Origin of the sequence: Kitasatospora phosalacinea, from assembly GCF_030268885.1 — a bacterium.
Classification (GTDB): Bacteria; Actinomycetota; Actinomycetes; order Streptomycetales; family Streptomycetaceae; genus Kitasatospora; species Kitasatospora phosalacinea_C.
Genome location: NZ_BSSA01000004.1, coordinates 277,489 through 294,753 on the forward strand (window position 1 = coordinate 277,489; position 17,265 = coordinate 294,753).

At 74.9% G+C, this 17,265-nt stretch carries 13 protein-coding genes; 9 read left to right on the forward strand and 4 right to left on the reverse strand.

Annotated features, from left to right (window positions below; all coding sequences use genetic code 11):
• Positions 1-20: 20 nt before the first annotated feature.
• Positions 21-854, reverse strand: coding sequence for a LysR family transcriptional regulator (locus QSK52_RS09090; RefSeq protein WP_285735410.1), 834 nt, complete (start codon positions 852-854; stop codon positions 21-23).
• A 90-nt stretch (positions 855-944) separates the two neighbouring features.
• Between QSK52_RS09090 and QSK52_RS09095 the strand changes: the two genes are divergently transcribed.
• The 7 genes from QSK52_RS09095 to QSK52_RS09125 all read left to right on the forward strand — a co-directional run bounded on the left by QSK52_RS09095 (position 945) and on the right by QSK52_RS09125 (position 8,752).
• Positions 945-1,670 (forward strand): SDR family NAD(P)-dependent oxidoreductase, encoded by a 726-nt coding sequence (locus QSK52_RS09095; protein WP_285735411.1) that lies wholly within the window; start codon positions 945-947, stop codon positions 1,668-1,670.
• 208 nt (positions 1,671-1,878) lie between these two features.
• Entirely contained in the window at positions 1,879-3,072 is a 1,194-nt protein-coding gene (locus QSK52_RS09100) for an ROK family transcriptional regulator (protein ID WP_285735412.1), read from the forward strand.
• Positions 3,073-3,165: 93 nt separating this feature from the next.
• Positions 3,166-4,524, forward strand: a complete 1,359-nt coding sequence (locus QSK52_RS09105) for an ABC transporter substrate-binding protein (protein WP_285735413.1) — start codon at positions 3,166-3,168, stop codon at positions 4,522-4,524.
• Between the two features lies 1 nt (position 4,525).
• Positions 4,526-5,482, forward strand: coding sequence for a carbohydrate ABC transporter permease (locus QSK52_RS09110; RefSeq protein WP_285735414.1), 957 nt, complete (start codon positions 4,526-4,528; stop codon positions 5,480-5,482).
• A gap of 6 nt (positions 5,483-5,488) precedes the next feature.
• On the forward strand, positions 5,489-6,382 hold the full coding sequence (locus QSK52_RS09115) for a carbohydrate ABC transporter permease (protein WP_285735415.1): 894 nt from the start codon (positions 5,489-5,491) through the stop codon (positions 6,380-6,382).
• The gene (locus QSK52_RS09120) at positions 6,382-7,671 is read left to right on the forward strand and encodes a 6-phospho-beta-glucosidase (RefSeq protein WP_285735416.1); all 1,290 of its coding nucleotides are present in this window, start codon (positions 6,382-6,384) and stop codon (positions 7,669-7,671) included. The genes QSK52_RS09115 and QSK52_RS09120 overlap by 1 nt, the downstream gene beginning before the upstream one ends.
• 61 nt (positions 7,672-7,732) lie before the next feature.
• The gene (locus QSK52_RS09125; RefSeq protein WP_285735417.1) at positions 7,733-8,752 is read left to right on the forward strand and encodes an N-acetylglucosamine kinase; all 1,020 of its coding nucleotides are present in this window, start codon (positions 7,733-7,735) and stop codon (positions 8,750-8,752) included.
• 101 nt (positions 8,753-8,853) lie between these two features.
• On the opposite strand, the gene QSK52_RS09130 is transcribed toward QSK52_RS09125, so the two are convergent.
• On the reverse strand, positions 8,854-11,520 hold the full coding sequence (locus QSK52_RS09130) for a DUF7507 domain-containing protein (protein ID WP_285735418.1): 2,667 nt from the start codon (positions 11,518-11,520) through the stop codon (positions 8,854-8,856).
• Between the two features lie 209 nt (positions 11,521-11,729).
• Here QSK52_RS09130 and QSK52_RS09135 point away from each other — a divergent pair, with 209 nt between their 5' ends.
• Entirely contained in the window at positions 11,730-12,836 is a 1,107-nt protein-coding gene (locus QSK52_RS09135; protein WP_285735419.1) for a MerR family transcriptional regulator, read from the forward strand.
• 27 nt (positions 12,837-12,863) lie between these two features.
• Here QSK52_RS09135 and QSK52_RS09140 read toward each other — a convergent pair whose 3' ends face one another.
• Positions 12,864-15,224, reverse strand: coding sequence for an Orn/Lys/Arg decarboxylase N-terminal domain-containing protein (locus QSK52_RS09140; protein ID WP_285735420.1), 2,361 nt, complete (start codon positions 15,222-15,224; stop codon positions 12,864-12,866).
• Positions 15,225-15,640: 416 nt separating this feature from the next.
• On the opposite strand from QSK52_RS09140, the gene QSK52_RS09145 reads away from it, so the two are divergent.
• The gene (locus QSK52_RS09145) at positions 15,641-16,246 is read left to right on the forward strand and encodes a hypothetical protein (protein ID WP_285735421.1); all 606 of its coding nucleotides are present in this window, start codon (positions 15,641-15,643) and stop codon (positions 16,244-16,246) included.
• An 89-nt stretch (positions 16,247-16,335) separates the two neighbouring features.
• Here QSK52_RS09145 and QSK52_RS09150 read toward each other — a convergent pair whose 3' ends face one another.
• A complete protein-coding gene (locus QSK52_RS09150; protein WP_285735422.1) occupies positions 16,336-16,908 on the reverse strand; it encodes a nucleosidase in 573 nt (190 codons plus the stop codon).
• Between the last annotated feature and the right edge of the window lie 357 nt (positions 16,909-17,265).

The following is a 17,265-nucleotide window of genomic DNA, read 5'->3' on the forward strand; positions in this document are numbered from 1 at the left end:
CCCGGGACCGGCCGGCCCGGTCAGCCGCCCGTCGCCGCCCGCAGCAGGGCGGCCAGCGGGCGGGAGCGGCTGTCGGGGGGCCAGGCGAGCACGGTGGTGACCTGCGGGGCGTCGGGGACGGGGACGGGTGTGACCCCCGGGCCCAGCTGGGCGCGGCAGGACTCCGGGAGGACGGCGCACGTCCGGCCCAGGGCGATCAGCTGGTGGAGCTGGGTGTGGTCGCGGATCGCCGGCCCCGGCCCGTCCGGGTGGCTGCCGTCCGGGCGCGGGTAGCGGGGGGCGGGCAGGTCCGGCAGGTCGGCCAGCTCGGCGAGGCGCAGCTCCCGGCGGGCGGCCAGCGGGTGGGCCGCGGGCAGCAGGGCGACCTGGCCCTCGGTGTGCAGCTCCTCGGTGTCCAGGCCGGCCGTGGAGTCGAACGGCAGGTGCAGCAGCGCGACGTCCGCCTCGCCCCGGCGCAGCAGCTGCCCCTGCTCGCCGTACTGGCACAGCTGCACCTCCACCGGGACCGCGCCGGGCTCGGCCCCGTAGGCGGCCAGCAGCCCGGCCAGCAGGTCGGCGGAGGCGCCCGCCTTCGCCGCCAGCACCAGCCCCGGCTGCCCGGCCCGGCGGGTGCGGGCCTCCGCGGCGGCCACCGCCTCCAGCGCGGCGCGGCCCTCGCGCAGCAGCACCCGGCCCGGGCCGGTCAGCGCCACGCCGTGGCTGTCGCGCTCCAGCAGCGCGGTACCCAGCCGCCGCTCCAACCGGGCGATCGCCCGCGACAGCGGCGGCTGCGCCATGCCGAGCCGCTGCGCCGCCCGGCCGAAGTGCAACTCCTCGGCGACGGCGACGAAGTACCGCAGTTCCCTGGTCTCCACCGGCCCAGCGTACGGCGATACCCGGCGGGTATCGCCGGGTGCCCGGATCGGTCCTGGCCGCGGCCCGGGCGGCGGCCCAAGGATGGGGGCATGGACGAGAAGACGGTTGCGCTGGTCACCGGCGCGAACAAGGGCATCGGGTACGAGATCGCGGCGGGCCTCGGCGCGCTGGGCTGGCGGGTCGGGGTCGGGGCCCGCGACGAGGGGCGGCGCACGGCCGCCGTGGCGGCGCTGCGGGAGGGCGGCGCGGACGCCTTCCCGGTGCCGCTGGACGTCACCGACGACGCCTCGGCGGCCGCGGCGGCCGACCTGTTCGCGGAGCGCTTCGGCCGGCTCGACGTGCTGGTCAACAACGCGGCGGTGACCGGCGGCCCGGGGCAGGAGCCGACCGCGGTGGGCCTGGAGCAGGTCCGGCTGGCGGTGGAGACCAACGTGCTGGGGGTGATCCGGGTGACCAACGCGCTGCTGCCGCTGCTGCGCCGCTCGGCCTCCCCGCGGATCGTCAACCTGTCCAGCCGCGTGGGCTCGTTGACCCTGCAGTCCGACCCGGACGCCTCCACCGGGCCGATCTCGGCCGCGTACGCGCCGTCGAAGTCCTTCCTGAACGCGGTCACCCTGCAGTACGCCAAGGAGCTGCGCGGCACCGGCGTGCTGGTCAACCTGGCCTGCCCGGGCTACTGCGACACCGACCTGAACGGGCACCAGGGCACCCGCACCCCCGCCCAGGGCGCGGCGGTCGCCGTCCGGCTGGCCGCGCTGCCCGACGGCGGCCCCAGCGGCGGGTTCTTCGACGAGGACGGCCCGCTGCCCTGGTGACGGCCCGCCGGTGCGGGCGCCGGGGCCCGCCGGGCGGAGCGGCACCGAGCAGGGGCGCGGGGAACTTCCCCGCGCCCCTGCTGCCGTTCGCCGCACACCCAGTGGTCTCTACCAATGAAGTGCTCCCGTACCGTTGACAACCACGGCTCGCGATTGGAAACTTTCCTAACAGTTGGCCGCAGCGGCGCACGCAGAGGAGGATCGGGCCGTGACCACCACCCGAAAGACGCCCCGCTCCCCGCTGGCCGGTACGCCGAGCCTGCTGCGGGCCATCAACGACCGCGCCGCGCTGGAGCTGCTGCTCGCGAACGGCCCGCTCTCCCGCACCCAGATCGGGAGCCTGACCGGGCTCTCGAAGCCGACCGCCTCGCAGCTGCTGGCCCGGCTGGAGGCGGTCGGGCTGGTGGTGCCGGTCGGGACGACGGCCGGGGGGCCGGGGCCCAACGCCCAGCTGTACCAGGTGAACCCGGCGGCGGGCCACGTCGCGGGCGTGGACGTGACGAGCACCGCGGTGCGGGTCGCGGTCGCGGACATCACCGGGACGACGCTGGCGGAGCACCGGGTGTCGACCAAGGGGTGGCCGGCCGCGGAAACGGTGGCGCGGGTCGCGGAGACGGTCGCGGAGACGGTGCGGCGGGCGGAGCTCGCGCCGGGGTGCCTGCGCGAGGTCGTGATCGGGATCGGCGGTGCACCCGATCCGGTGACCGGCAAGCTGCGGTACGCCTCGCACCTGCCGGGCTGGCACTCGCCGCGGCTGGTGGAGGAGCTGGAGGCGGCACTGGGCGCGCCGGTGTCGATCGAGAACGACGTGAACCTGGCCGCGGTGGCGGAGCAGGCCGGCGGGGCGGCGGCGGGGTGCGAGGACTTCGTCCTGCTGTGGGCCGAGGAGGGCATCGGCGCGGCGATCGTGATCGCGGGCCGGTTGCACCGGGGTTTCACCGGGGGTGCGGGCGAGGTCGGCTACATGCCGGTGCCCGACGCCCCGGTGTCGTTGGGCTCCCGACGGAAGGTGTCCGGCGGGTTCCAGGACCTGGCCGGTGAGCCCGCGGTGCTGGCGCTGGCCCGTCGGCACGGGCTGCGCGGCACCGACGCGGCGCAGGTGGTGGCCGGGGCCCTGGGCACGGCCGGGGGCGAGGCCTTCCTGACCGAGCTGGCCGAGCGGCTGGCGGTCGGGCTGGCGGTGATCGCCTCGGTGGTGGACCCGGAGCTGGTGGTGCTCTCCGGGGGGACGCCGACCGCGGGCGGGGAACGCCTGCGGGAGCTGGTCCAGGAGGCCCTGGGCCGGATGTCCATCCCGCGGCCGGAGGTGCGGCTGTCGGCCGTGCCCGGGTCGCCCGTCCTGACCGGCGCGCTGCAGCGCGCGCTGGCGAGCACCCGGGACGTCCTGTTCAGCACGCACTGATGCAACCGATGCACGTTCGCACGCACGCCCAGGCCCCCACGGGCCGCCGGGCCGTGCCGCCCTGCCCCCGTCCCTCCAGAGGAGTGCCCTTCCGTGGACAAGACCCGTAGATCCCCGCTCGCCCGCCGCCCGCTGGCCGCACTCACCGCGGCCGCCTGCACGGCGCTGCTGGCCACCGCCTGCACCGGCACCAACTCCGGTGGAGGTCAGGACGGTTCGGCCTCCGGCCAGGACGTGACGATCACCTTCTGGCACGGCTGGAGCCAGGACAACGAGGTGAAGGCGATCAACGACAACGTCGCCGCCTTCGAGAAGCTGCACCCCAACATCCACGTCAAGGTGGTCGGCAACATCGCCGACGACAAGGCCGAACAGGCGCTGCGCGCGGGCGGCCCGGACGCGCCGGACGTGGTGTCCTCGTTCTCCACCGACAACGTGGGCAAGTTCTGCGCCTCGCACGTGTGGGCGGACCTCGGGCCGATGCTGCGCAAGGACGGCATCGACCCGGCGAAGACCTTCCCGAGCGCGATGCTCAAGTACAGCCAGTACCAGGGCAACCAGTGCGCGCTGCCGCTGCTCGGCGACGCGTACGGCCTGTACTACAACAAGACCGCGTTCGCGGCGGCCGGGATCACCGCCCCGCCGAAGACCTTCAGCGAGTTCGCCGAGGACGCCGCCAAGCTGACCGTCCCCGACGGCGACTCGTACAAGCAGCTGGGCTTCATGCCGAACTACCACGGCTACGAGACGGCGATCGCGCACTACCTCGGCCAGTACGGCAGCAGTTACTTCGGCCCGGACGGCAAGTCGAACGTGGCCACCGACCCGACCGTGGCGGCGGCGCTGACCTGGCAGAAGCAACTGGTCGACCGGCTCGGCGGGTTCGAGAAGCTGGAGAAGTACCGGACGACGTTCGGCGACGAGTTCAGCAGCAAGAACCCGTTCACCACCGGGCAGGTGGCGATGAGCCTGGACGGCGAGTGGCGGACCGCCTCGCTGGCCGAGGACAAGCCGGACTTCGAGTGGGCGACCGCGCCGTTCCCGGTGCCGGACGACCAGGCGGCCGCCTACGGGCGCGGCTACCAGACCGGCACCATCGTCGGCGTCGCGAACGGCTCGAAGAAGCAGACCGCGGCCTGGACCTTCGTCAAGTACCTGACCACCGACACCGACGCGGTGGTCTCCTTCGCCAACGCGATCCACAACGTGCCGAGCACCCTGGCCGCGCTGGAGTCGCCGAAGCTGGACGCGGACGCGAACTTCCGCACCTTCGTCGACATCGCGAAGAACCCGAACTCCTCGACCACCCCGGCCAGCATCAACGGCGGCGCCTACCAGGTGTCGCTGCAGAACCTCAGCTACGAGGTGGAGTCCGGCCGGCAGACCGACCTCGGGGCGGGCCTGAAGGCCACCGCCGAGGAGATCGACGCCGCCGTCAACCAGGCGAAGTGACATGGCGCTCGTGAACTCCACCGTCCCGCAGGCGCTGCGCCGCAAGCGCCTGCGGGAGCGGGCCAGGACCCTGGCCTTCCTCTCCCCGTGGCTGGTCGGCTTCGGGTTCTTCTTCCTGTACCCGCTGATCTCGACGGTCTACTTCTCGTTCATGCACTACGACGGGTTCACCGCGCCGACCTTCGCCGGTCTGCAGAACTGGACCTACGTCTTCACCGACTACCCCTCCTTCTGGACCGGCATGGGCAACACGCTCTGGCTGGTCGTGGTGATGGTCAGCCTCCGGGTGGTGTTCGGCCTCGGCATCGGCATGCTGATCACCAAGGTGAAGTCCGGCGCCGGGTTCTTCCGCACCGCCTTCTACCTGCCGTACCTGGCGCCGCCGGTGGCCGCGACGATGGCGTTCGCGTTCCTGCTGAACCCGGGCACCGGGCCGGTCAACCACCTGCTGGGGGAGCTGGGCCTGCCGCAGCCGGGCTGGTTCACCGACCCGTCCTGGTCGAAGCCCGCCCTGACCATGCTGGCGGTCTGGGGCATCGGCGACCTGATGGTGATCTTCATGGCCGCGCTGCTCGACGTGCCGACCGAGCAGTACGAGGCGGCCGAGCTCGACGGCGCCGGGAGCTTCCAGCGCTTCCGGTACGTCACCCTGCCGAACATCTCGCCGATCGTGATGTTCGCCGTGGTCACCGGCGTGATCCAGACCATGCAGTACTACACCCAGGCGATCGTCGCCGGGAAGGTCGCCTCCGGCGTGATCGGCGGCTCCGGGCAGCAGTTCGAACCCGGTTACCCGCACGGCTCCACCTGGACGCTGCCGCAGATGGTCTACAACCTCGGTTTCCAGCGCTTCGACACCGGCTCGGCCTGCGTCGTCGCCGTCGTCCTGTTCGCCCTCTCGATGGCGTTCACCTCGATCCTGCTGCGGCGCAAGTCCGGCTTCATGAATGAGGACTGAGGCCCCGTGACCCTCGTCTCCGCTCTCCCCCGCAAGCGCACCGCCCCCGCCTCGGCGGCCGCCCGCGCCGCCCGCCGCCGCGCCGCCCTGCAGTGGGTCGCGGTGCACTCCACCGCGATCGCCGCCGCGCTGTTCTTCCTGCTGCCGTTCGCGTTCGTCTTCCTGACCTCGGTGATGACCGACCGCCAGGCGCTCACCTCCGACCTGTGGCCGCACCAGTGGCAGTGGTCGAACTTCGCCACGGTGTGGAACACCCCCGGCTTCCTCACCTGGTGGCGCAACACCCTGCTCTACGCGGGACTCGGCACCCTGCTGACGGTGGTCTCCAGCCTCCCGGTGGCGTACGCGCTCGCCAAGTTCCGCTTCCGCGGCCGCAACCTCGCCCTGATGGCGGTGGTGGCGATGATGATGCTGCCGCCGCAGGTCACCGTCATCCCGATGTACCTGTTCTGGGCCAAGCAACTGCACCTGACCGGCTCGCTGTGGCCGCTGATCATCCCGATGGCCTTCGGCGACGCCTTCACCATCTTCCTGCTGCGCCAGTTCCTGCTGACCATCCCCAAGGAGTACATGGAGGCCGCCCGGCTCGACGGCTGCGGTGAACTGCGCACCCTGCTGCGGGTGGTCCTGCCGATGACCCGGCCCGCGATCGCCGCCGTGGCGCTCTTCCAGTTCTTCTACTGCTGGAACGACTACTTCGGCCCGCAGATCTACTCCTCGGAGAATCCCGGCGCCTGGACCCTCAGCTACGGGCTGGAGTCCTTCAAGGGCGCCCACCACACCGACTGGAACCTCACCATGGCGGCGACGCTGCTGGTGATGGCGCCGGTGATCGTTCTGTTCTTCTTCGCACAACGCGCCTTCATCGAGGGCGTCACACTGACAGGGGTCAAGGGCTGATGTCCGCACTCAAGTTGGCAATCGTCGGCGGTGGTTCCACCTACACGCCGGAGCTGATCGACGGGTTCGCGCGGCTGCGCGACACCCTGCCGATCGGCGAGCTGGTGCTGATCGACCCGGCGGCCGACCGCCTGGAGCTGATCGCCGCGCTGGCCCGCCGGATCTTCGCCAAGCAGGGCCACGGCGCCACCGTCACCACCGCCACCGACGTCACCGCGGGCGTGCAGGGCGCCGACGCGGTGCTGCTGCAGCTGCGGGTCGGCGGCCAGGCCGCCCGCGACAAGGACGAGACCTGGCCGCTGGAGTGCGGCTGCGTCGGCCAGGAGACCACCGGCGCGGGCGGCCTCGCCAAGGCGCTGCGCACCGTCCCGGTGGTGCTGGACATCGCCGAGCAGGTGCGCCGCACCAACCCGGACGCCTGGATCGTCGACTTCACCAACCCGGTCGGCATCGTCACCCGCGCCCTGCAGACCGCCGGGCACAAGGCCGTCGGCCTGTGCAACGTCGCCATCGGCTTCCAGCGCAAGTTCGCCGCCCACCTGGGCGTCGACCCGGAGCTGGTGCGCCTGGACCACGTCGGCCTGAACCACCTGACCTGGGAGCGCGGCGTCACCCTGCTCGACTCCCCCGGCGCCGCCACCGGCCGCGAGGTGCTGCCGCAGCTGCTCGCCGAGCACGGCGAGGCCATCGCCGCCGACCTGCACCTGCCGCTGCCGGTGTTCCGTCGGCTCGGCGTCGTCCCCTCGTACTACCTGCGGTACTTCTACCAGCACGACCTGGTCGTCGAGGAGCTGAAGGTCAAGGGCTCCCGGGCCGCCGAGGTCGCCGCGATCGAGAGGCAGCTGCTGGAGATGTACGCCGACCCGGCCCTGGACACCAAGCCCGAACTGCTCGGCAAGCGCGGCGGCGCCTTCTACTCCGAGGCCGCGGTGCAGCTGATCGCCTCGCTGCTGGGCACCGACGGCCGCACCACCGTCCAGGTGGTCAACACCCGCAACGACGGCGTGCTGCCGTTCCTGCCCGACGACGCGGTGGTCGAGGTCCCGGCCGAGGTCGACGCCGCCGGCGTCCGCCCGCTGCCGCAGCGCCCGGTCGAGCCGCTGTACGCGGGCCTGATCGCCAACGTCACCGCGTACGAGCACCTGGCGCTGGACGCCGCGCTGCACGGCGGCCGGGACCGGGTCTTCGACGCGCTGCTCGCCCACCCGCTGGTCGGGCAGATCGAGCTCGCCGACCAGCTCACCGACCGGCTGCTGGCCCACAACCGCGCCCACCTGAGCTGGGCGTGACCGGCGCCATGACCGTGCACCGCCCCACCAGCACCCGGCACCACCACGGGGGGACCGGCCGATGAGCCACTCCGCACTCCTGCCCGGCGTCCTCGCCGTCGACGCCGGGAACAGCAAGACCGACCTGGCCCTGGTCGGCGCCGACGGCACCGTCCTGGCCACCGCCCGCGGCGGCGGCTTCCAGCCGCAGCACACCGGCCCGGCCGCGGCCGTCGCCGCGCTCGCCCCGCTGGTCGACGACCTGGCCCGGCAGGCCGGGACCACCTGGCGGCCCGGCGGGCGGCCGCTGACCGACCACGTCAGCGCCTGCCTGGCCAACGCCGACCTGCCGGTCGAGGAGCAGCAGCTGCACGAGGCGATCGCCGGGTACGGCTGGGCGCCGTCCGTGCACGTCGCCAACGACACCTTCGGTCTGCTGCGGGCCGGGACGGACGGGCCGCTGGGCGTCGCGGTGGTCTGCGGCGCGGGCATCAACTGCGTCGGCCTGCGGCCCGACGGGCGCACCGCCCGCTGGCCCGCGCTCGGCCGCCTCACCGGCGACTGGGGCGGTGGCGGCGGACTCGCCGAGGAGGCGATGTGGCACGCGGCCCGCGCCGAGGACGGCCGCGGCCCGGCGACCCTGCTCTCCCCGATGATCGGCGCCCACTTCGGCCTGGCGGGCGCCAACGCGGTCGCCGAGGCGATGCACCTGGGGCGGCTCGACCCGGCCCGGCTGCACGAGGTCTCCCGGGTGCTGTTCGCGGCGGGCGGGGCGGGCGACCCGACCGCGCTCGACCTGATCGACCGGCAGGCCGACGAGGTGGCCCGGCTCGCGGTGGTCGCGCTCACCCGGCTCGACCTGCTGGAGCAGCCGGTGCCGGTGGTGCTCGGCGGCGGGGTGCTGGCCTCCCGGCAGCCGCTGCTGCTGGACAACCTGACCGCCCGGCTGGCCGCCGACGCGCCGCTCGCCGAACCGCGGGTGGTCGTCGCCCCGCCCGTGCTGGGCGCCGCCCTGCTCGGCCTGGACCACCTGGGCGCCGCCCCCGCGGCACACCGCCGCCTGCGCGAGGCGTACCCGACGGCCCGTCCGATCGCGGCCTGACGACCCGGCCCGCAGACCCTCCGGAACGCCGCCGGCGGGGGCGGCCGAGGCACCGCACGTGCCCCGGCCGCCCCCGCCGGCGGCTGCGCGTCCCCCGTGCGTCAGCTCCGTCGGCCGCGGGAGCGCCGGGCCGCCAGCAGCACTCCGCCGCCGACCAGCAGCAGCACCGCGACCGCACCCGCGGCGGCGGCCGACGCACCGGTGCCGGGCAGCTCGGGGCCGTGGTGCGGGTGCGGGGACCGGGTGGGCTCGGGCGCCGGGGTCGGGGTCGGGGTCGGTTCCGGCGACGGGGTCGGGCTCGGGCTCGGGCTCGGGCTCGGGGTCGGGGTCGGGCTCGGTGACGGGCCGTCGACGGTGACGGTGGCGCTCGCGCTGTTGTCGGACGGGTCGGTGTCCCGCTGGTCGAGGGCGCTCAGCCCGGCGGTGTTCACCCGGACGCCGGGCTCGACGGCGCGGGCGGTCAGCAGCAGGCGGGCCCGGTCGCCGACGGCGAGGTTCCCGATCGTCCACACCCCGGTGGCGGCCGCGTAGCTGCCGGTGTCCGGCTCGGCCGCGACCAGTTCCAGCCCGGCCGGGAGCAGGTCGGTGACGGCCAGACCGGTGGCGGGCGCCGGGCCGCCGTTGGTGGCGGTGACGGTGAACACCGCCTGCCCGCCGACCTGTTGGCGCGCCGGGTCGACGCTCTTGCCGATCGCGATGTCGGTCTCGTCCAGCGGCCGGACGGTGGCGCGGGCGGTGTCGTTCTCCCGCACCGGGTCGTACTGGTCGACCGCGGTGACGGTGGCGGTGTCGGTGGCGGGCGCGGCGGCGTCCAGCCGGACCTGCAGGGTGAGCTGCACGGACCCGCCGGAGGGCAGCGCGGGCACGCTCCAGGCGCCGGTGGCCGGGTCGTACGAGGTGCCGGGGGCGGGCGTCGCGGTGAGCAGGGTCGTCCCGGCGGGCACCGGGTTGTCGACGACGGCGCCGGTCGCGTCGGCCGGGCCGTTGTTGTGCAGGGTGACGGTGAAGGTGGTGGTGGAGCCGACCGGCAGCACCTTCGGATCGGCGTCGACCGCGACGGCGAGGTCCGCGACGGCGACCACCGGGACGGTCGCGGTCGACGGCTCGGCCGTGACGGTCTGCCCGATCGGGGAGCGGGCGGCGGCGGTGGCGGTGTTGCGGAACGAACCGGCCGCCAGGTCCGCCTCGGTGACGGTGTGGCTGCCGGTGCAGACCAGCGAGCCGCCGGGCTCCAGCACCGCGGTGGGGCAGGACAGGTCGGTGATCCCCGGGTCCTGGACGACGACGGTGGAGAGCGCGGAACCGCCGGTGTCGGTGACGGTGAAGGTGTAGTCGACCACCTGCCCGACGGTGTGCGGGGCGGGCGTGACGGCCTGCTTGTCGAGCGTCATCGCGGAGACCAGCGGCACCGTGACGGTGGACGGTTCGGCGCGCACCCGGTCGCCGATCGCCGGGACCGCGGTGGCGGTGGCGGTGTTGACCACCCGTCCGGCGGCGACGTCCGCGGCGGTGACGGTGTAGCTGCCGGTGCACACCACGGTCGAGCCGGGCTCGGGGGCGGGCGGCAGGGTGGTGGCCGGGCAGTCCACCGGCGCCAGCCGGTCGTCGACAACGCTCAGCGAACCGACCTCCACCGCACCGGCGTTGGTCACCACGTACTGGTACGGGACGACCGTTCCCGCGGTGATCACCGCGGGCAGCGGGGGGCCGCTCCGGTCGACCTGCTTGACCAGGTCGAGGTCGCCCAGCGGCAGGATCGAGGCGGCGTTGACGTTCCGGATCAGGTGGACGTCGGTGGAGCCGCCGGTGGAGGCGCTGAACCCGAACTTGTACGTGGACGGCAGCCCGGCCGGGGCCGGCTCGTCCAGCACCCGGTGCCAGCCGGTGCCGTCCTCGAAGTCCACCTCGACGATCACCCGGGGCGCGGGCGCCGGGGTGATCTGCACGTTGACGGTGCGCTTGGCGGCCGCCGGGTCGGTGGTGCCGTACGGGGTGCCCAGGCTGCCCGGCAGCGTGGACGCGGCCCGCGGCGGGTCGCCGACCGGCGGCTCGGTGGTGGACGCCAGGTAGCAGTAGCCGGAGATGCCCGCGCCCGGGCCGCGCAGGGTGATCGCGTTGGGCGCGACCGGGCCGTCCACCCTGACCGGCGACTGCTGGCCCGCGGGGCAGTCCGCGCCCCGCATCTCGCCGTCGTTGTAGAAGTTGCCGTACATGTCGAGGCCGATGCCGAGGTAGCCGCCGACCACGCCGGGGCTGAGGTTGCGCTGCGCGTAGCCGAGGCTGCCGCCGTCCGCGCCCTTCGAGTCCAGCGGGGTCGAGCCGTCCACCAGGTAGAACCCGATGCCGTCGCCGGGCTGCTGGTTGCCGCCGTACTGGTACTGCTCGAAGGTCACCGACAGGCCCGCCGAGGCGGGCACCGGGCGGCGGTACAGCAGCGAGCCGCCGACGAACCCGGCCGAGTCGTTCAACTGCAGGTAGCCGGGCGTCGCTCCGGGCACCGGCGCGGCCGGGGTGCCGCCCGCCGGGCAGGACGGGATCGGCGCGTCGGCGGGCGCGGGCGTGCTGCCGGGCGGCGCGCCGGTCAGGCAGGTGTCGCCCAGCGGCTCCCAGGACGGGTCCGGCACCGAGGAGCCGGTGAAGGTCTCGTCGACGATCACCGTCCCGCCGGTCGGCGGGTCCGCCGCCGCGTGCGGCGCGACCACCACCGGCCCCGCCGCCAGCAGCAGCGCCGCCGCCGCCCGCACCGCCCTGCGCGTCCGTCCTGCCATCCGCTCTCCCGCTGCACCCGCCGCCGCCCCGGTCCGGTCCCGGGCCGCCCGAGCGTACGCAGCGCCGACGCGCCCGGCCGGGCAGTGCGCCATCGGTGGGCGCGGCGGGCCCGGGCGGCCGGCCCGCCGAGGGGGTTGACCTTCACCTTCGGGGAAGGACCAGCATCGGTGGGGCCGGTCCGGAGCGGGCCGGTGCGAGGAGGGGCGGGATGGGACTGCTGAGCATCGGGGCGTTCGCCCGGGCCGTCCGGCTGTCGCCGAAGGCGCTGCGGCTCTACGACGAACTGGGGCTGCTGCGGCCGGCCGAGGTGGACCCGGTGACGGGATACCGGTGGTACGCGCCGGGGCAGTCGGAGCGGGCCCGGCTGGTGCTGTGGCTGCGCCGGCTGGGGATGCCGCTGGCCCGGATCCGGCTGGTGCTGGAGCTGGAGCCCGCCCGGGCGGCCGAGGAGGTCGCCCGGTACTGGGAGCGGGTGCGGGCCGAGACCGAGGCCCGCCGGGAGCTGGCCGCCCTCCTCGTCGACCACCTGTCGGGGCGTCCGGGCGATCCGGGCGGCCCCGGGAAGAAGGAGGACACCATGGGACGGACGGGTGCACTGCAGGTCCGCTGCGCGGCCCGGTCGGACGCGGGGCTGGTCCGGGAGCGCAACGAGGACGCCGCGTACGCCGGGCCGGGCCTGGTCGCGGTCGCGGACGGAACGGGCCCGACCGGCGGCGGCGGGGCGGCCAGCGCGGCGGCGATCGCGGCGCTGCGCGAACTGCGGCTCCCGCTCGACGAGTTGCCCGCCGGTGAGCTGCTGAACGCGCTGGAGGACGCGCTGGCGGGGGTGGACGGGCAGGTCGGCGCGGCCGCCGACGAACCCGGCGCGGGGACGACCCTGACCGCGGTGCTGTGGTCGGGCTCCCGGCTGGCACTGGTGCACATCGGCGACACCCGGGCGTACCTGCTGCGCGACGGCGGGCTGTACCAGGTCACCCACGACCACACGCTGGTCCAGTCGCTGGTCGACGACGGCCGGCTGACCCTGGCCGAGGCCGCCTCGCATCCCCAACGCACCCTGCTGGTGCGGGCGCTGACCGGCTCCGGCGACAACCGGCCGGACGTGTCGCTGCACGCCGCCCGGCCCGGCGACCACTACCTGCTCTGCTCGGACGGCCTGTCCCGGACCGTCCCCGAACCGGCCCTGCACACCGTCCTGGCGCAGACCGCCGCGCCCGAGCAGGCCGTGCAGCAGCTGATCGCGCTGGCGAACCGGGCGGGCGGGCCGGACAACATCGCCTGCGCGGTCGCCGACGTGCTGGCGGCGGACGGCTGACCTCCGGGACGGCTGACCTCCGGGGCGTCAGGGTGCGGCCGGGGCGGGCTCCGGACGGAGGCACTCGATCAGGTGGTCGCCGGTGTCGGGGTCGGTGACCACGCCGTGGGCCTCGCTGCCGAAGCCGGGGAAGGCCCGGTCGAAGGACTCCAGGGCGGTCAGGTAGCGCAGCAGCGGGCCGTCCGGCTCGCCGAGGGACTCGCCGGACATCAGCACCGGGATGCCCGGCGGGGTGACGGTGACCATGGCGGCGGCCGTCCGGTGCGCGGCGTCGGCGAGGCGGACGCGTTCGGTGCCGCCGCGCACCAGCCGCTGGTAGCAGTACCGGGGCGGGTGGACGGGCCGCGGCGGGTGCCGGAACGCCTCGTCGAGGGCCTCGACGAACGCGCCGTCGGTCAGGTGCCGGTGCATCCGGGCGCACAGCTCGCGCAGGCCGGTGCCCCGGTAGCGGCGCGGGTGCCCCTCGACCAGGGCGGGCAGCACCCGGGCGAGCGGCGCGTCCTCGTCGTACAGGGCCTTGAAGTCCATCAGGGCGTCCATCAGGGTGCCCCACTTGCCCTTGGTGATGCCCATCGAGAACAGCACCAGGGTGCTGTAGCTGTCGGTCTTCTCCACCACGATGCCGCGGGTGGCGAGGTAGGCCGTCAGCACCCGGGCCGGGATGCCCCACGACCCGGTGCGGCCCTCGGCGGTGACGCCGGGGCAGGTGAGGGTGACCTTGACCGGGTCGAGCAGGCAGTGGCCCTCGCCCAGGCCGTCGAAGCCGTGCCAGGCGGCGCCGGGTTCGAGCCGCCAGCAGGACGCCTCGCCCGCGAGCAGGGCGACCGGGGCGTCCGCGAAGGCCGTCCGGGCACCGGTGGCGGGGTCGGTGACCGTCTCGGGCTGCCAGACGCCGAAGAACCAGTCCGGGCGGTCCCCGGCGGCGGTGATCCGGCGGGCGGTGCGCACCACGGCCTGCCGGAAGCGGACGGCCTCGGTGACGGCCTCGTCGATCAGCCAGCGGCCCTGCGGCCCGTCCATCATGGCGGCCGCCACGTCGAGGGAGGCGATCGCCGGGTAGAACGCCGAGGTGGTGCCGTGCATCATGAACGTCTCGTTGAAGCGGTCGTGCTCCACCGGCGCCCGGGGCGCCGGGCGCACGTGCACCATGGCGCTCTGCGAGAGCGCGGCCAGCAGCTTGTGGGTGGAGTGGGTGGCGAACACGGTGGGCCGCTCGGCGTCCGGCAGGGTGTCCGGGCCGACCGCCATGCCGTAGCGGCCCTCGTACAGCGGGTGGAAGCGGGCGTAGGCGAACCAGGCCTCGTCGAAGTGCAGGCGCGGGGTGCTGGGCGCGAGCGTCCGGGCCACCGCGACCGTGTCGTAGCACAGGCCGTCGTAGGTGGAGTTGGTGACGACGGCGTACTGCGCCGCCGGGGAGACGGCGTCGGCGGCGAGCGGGTTGGCGGCGATCCGGGCCGCGACGGCCGCCGGGTCGAGGACGGCGGGCGGCAGCGGTCCGGCCAGCCCGTAGCCGTTGCGGGTCGGCACCAGGTAGACCGGGCGGGCCCCGGAGACCACCAGGCCGTGCAGGACGGACTTGTGGCAGTTGCGGTCGACCAGGGCGATCTCGTCGGCGGTGACGCTGTAGTGGCCGACCATCCGGTTGCAGGTGGAGTCGCCGTGCAGGACGAAGTAGGTGCGCTCGGCGCCGAACACCCGGGCCGCGTTGCGCTCGGCCGCGCCGATCGGGCCGCTGTGCTCGTACAGCGAGCCGAGTTCGCCGACCGAGATCGACAGGTCGGTGCGGAACAGCCGCTCGCCGTAGTAGTCGAAGAAGGCGCGCCCGGCCGCGGACTTCAGGAAGGCCACGCCGCCGGAGTGGGCGGGGGTGTGCCAGGAGTACTCGTGGGCGTCGTCGAAGCGGCGCAGGGCGCGGAAGAACGGCGGCAGTACCTCGCTGCGGTAGGTGGCGGCGGCGGCCGCGACCCGGCCCGCGATGAACGCGGGGGTGTCCTCCAGCGGCCAGACGTAGCCGACGACGGCCTCGGAGACCCACAGCGGCAGGTGCTCCAGGTCGTGGTCCGAGCCGTCCGCCATCAGCAGGAAGACCGGCAGGTCCTTGAAGCGGCGCCGGATCCGGTCCAGCACCGCGGCGCCGCCGGGGCCGGTGCCGTCGCCGCCGTCGCCGCCGTCGCCGTCCGTGGGGCCCGGCAGGTCCCAGGCGACCACCGCGGCCGCCAGGCCCGCCTCGACCTGGAGCGTCGCCACCGCGTCCCGGGCGTCGCGGGCCCAGCGCAGCTCCAGGCCGCGGCCCTGCAACTCCTTGCCGATCCGGCGCAGTTGCTCGGCGCTCACGCCGCCGCCCAGCGGGTCGTTGCGCACTGCCAGCAGTACCGTGCCGTTCGTCATGGGGCCGCCTGCCCTCGGTCGCGGCCGGTGCCGCGGGGCACCGGGACGTGGGTGGGTGCGCGCCGCGGGCGTTCGGGCCGGGACGCAGCGCCATTGTGGCCTTCGTGCACGACCGACCGGGAGGGTCGAGGACCGGTTTCCGCCCGGACGGGTGGTGCGCCGCCGCGCGGTTGACGAGCCGCCACGGGGACGGCCGGTCCGGCGGCAGGACGCCCGGGGGGAGCGGCGCCGCGAGGTGACGGTACGTCACCTTGCGGACAAGTTCCCCGGTCGGGTATCAGTTCAGTGAAAATCTGGCAAGGTTGCCCGGGATGCCCGCTCTGTCCGTTGAACGCGCCGGGCCCGGTTGTTAGTGTCGCGCGCTCACAGCGCGTCCGACGGGGGCGTGCGGCCGCAACCGCCGGGAGCAGCGCCAGATGGCGATCGTCAAGTCCACGATTCAGCAACAGGTCACCGACGCGATCGCCGCGATCGAGCCCAACGACCGTCCGGTCGCCATCATCCAGACCATCACGGGCCCGAGCCCCTGGCTGACCAACGGCGTGCTCGGCCTCATCGGCCAGCTGATGGTCAAGTACTACTTCGTCACGCTGACCCACCGGGTGGTCGTCATCCACCGCACCTCCCGGATCAGCAACCGCCCGCAGGAAGTCCTGTACGTGATCCCGCTGGAGCAGGCCCGCGCCTCGATCAGCGACGTGCGGCGCAACACCCTGTGGAGCTCGCTGCGCTTCCAGCTCCCGAACGAGCCGAAGCCGACCCGGATGAACATCCACCGCATCTGGCGCGCCGAGATGGACGCCTTCGTCGGCGGCCTGCTCGGCGGCGCCCCGGGCGTCCCCGGCCAGTACCCGCAGGTCCAGGCCCCCGTTCCCGGCCAGTACCCGGCCGCCCCGCCCGCGGCCCCGTACCCGCCGCAGCAGCCCGCCGGCCAGTACCCGCCGGCCCCGGGCCAGTACCCGCAGGCCCCGCCGGCCCCGGGCCAGTACCCGGCGCCGGGGGCCAACCCGTACCAGGGCTGAGCGTTCCGCCGGAGCGCCCGTCCGGCCGCCGAGCAGTGGCGGTCGGACGGGCGCTCCGGCGTTCCCGGGGCCCGCGGGGGCCGGGCGGTTCAGCCGAGGTGGGTGCGGGCCCAGTCAGCGAGCAGCCGGGCGCAGTCGTCGACGGACTCCTGCCAACTGCGCAGCGCGCCCTCGCCGGCCTCGTCGCTGACGTGCTTGACCAGCCGGACGGGGAGCTGGGCGCGGCGGGCGACGGTGGCGATCGCGTAGCCCTCCATGTCGACCAGGTCGGCGGTGCGGGCCAGCAGTTCGCGATCGGCGTCGGCGGAGACGAAGCGGTCGCCGGTGGCGAGCACCGGACCGGTCGGGCCGAGGTCGATCGGGCCGTCCATCGGGCGGCCGGTGAGCCGTTCGAGCAGCGCGACGTCGAGGTCGTGCTGGAGCACCCGGCCGATCTCGTGGGTGCCGCCGAGACCGGGCCGCAGCGCACCCGCGGTCCCCAGGTTGACGATCCCGGCGGGCCGTACGCCCCCCGCCAGCACGGCGGCCAGCGCGGCCGCCGCGTTCAGCTTGCCCATGCCGGTGAGCAGCACCGGCAGGCCGCCGTCGAAGTGCGCGGCCTCCTCGGGCAGGGCGACGACGAGCAGCGGGCGGTCGGGGGCGACGGTTCCGGTCAGACGCATGCCGCCCAGCTTACGAGGCCACCGGAGGCCGCCCGGCGGACGGGGCGCAGCCCGGTGGGGCAGCCGGCGGACGGGGCGCAGCCCGGTGGGCCCTCGGGGCCCGGCCCGGAGGGCGGTCAGTGGACGGGGCGCAGCCCGGTGGGGCGACCGGCGGACGGAGGCACTACCTGCGGGCGGTCCGGCCCCGCCCGGGTGGCCCTCGAAGCCCGGGGCCCGGCCCGGAGGGCGGTCGGTGGACGGGGCGCGGCCGGTCGGGGGCGGGTCGGTGACCGTTGGGCGAACACCCGGCCAACTCCGGCCGTTCGGCCGCCGCGGGTGGCGATACTGCCCGGAGACGTGGCCGGTGGAGCCGAGGGG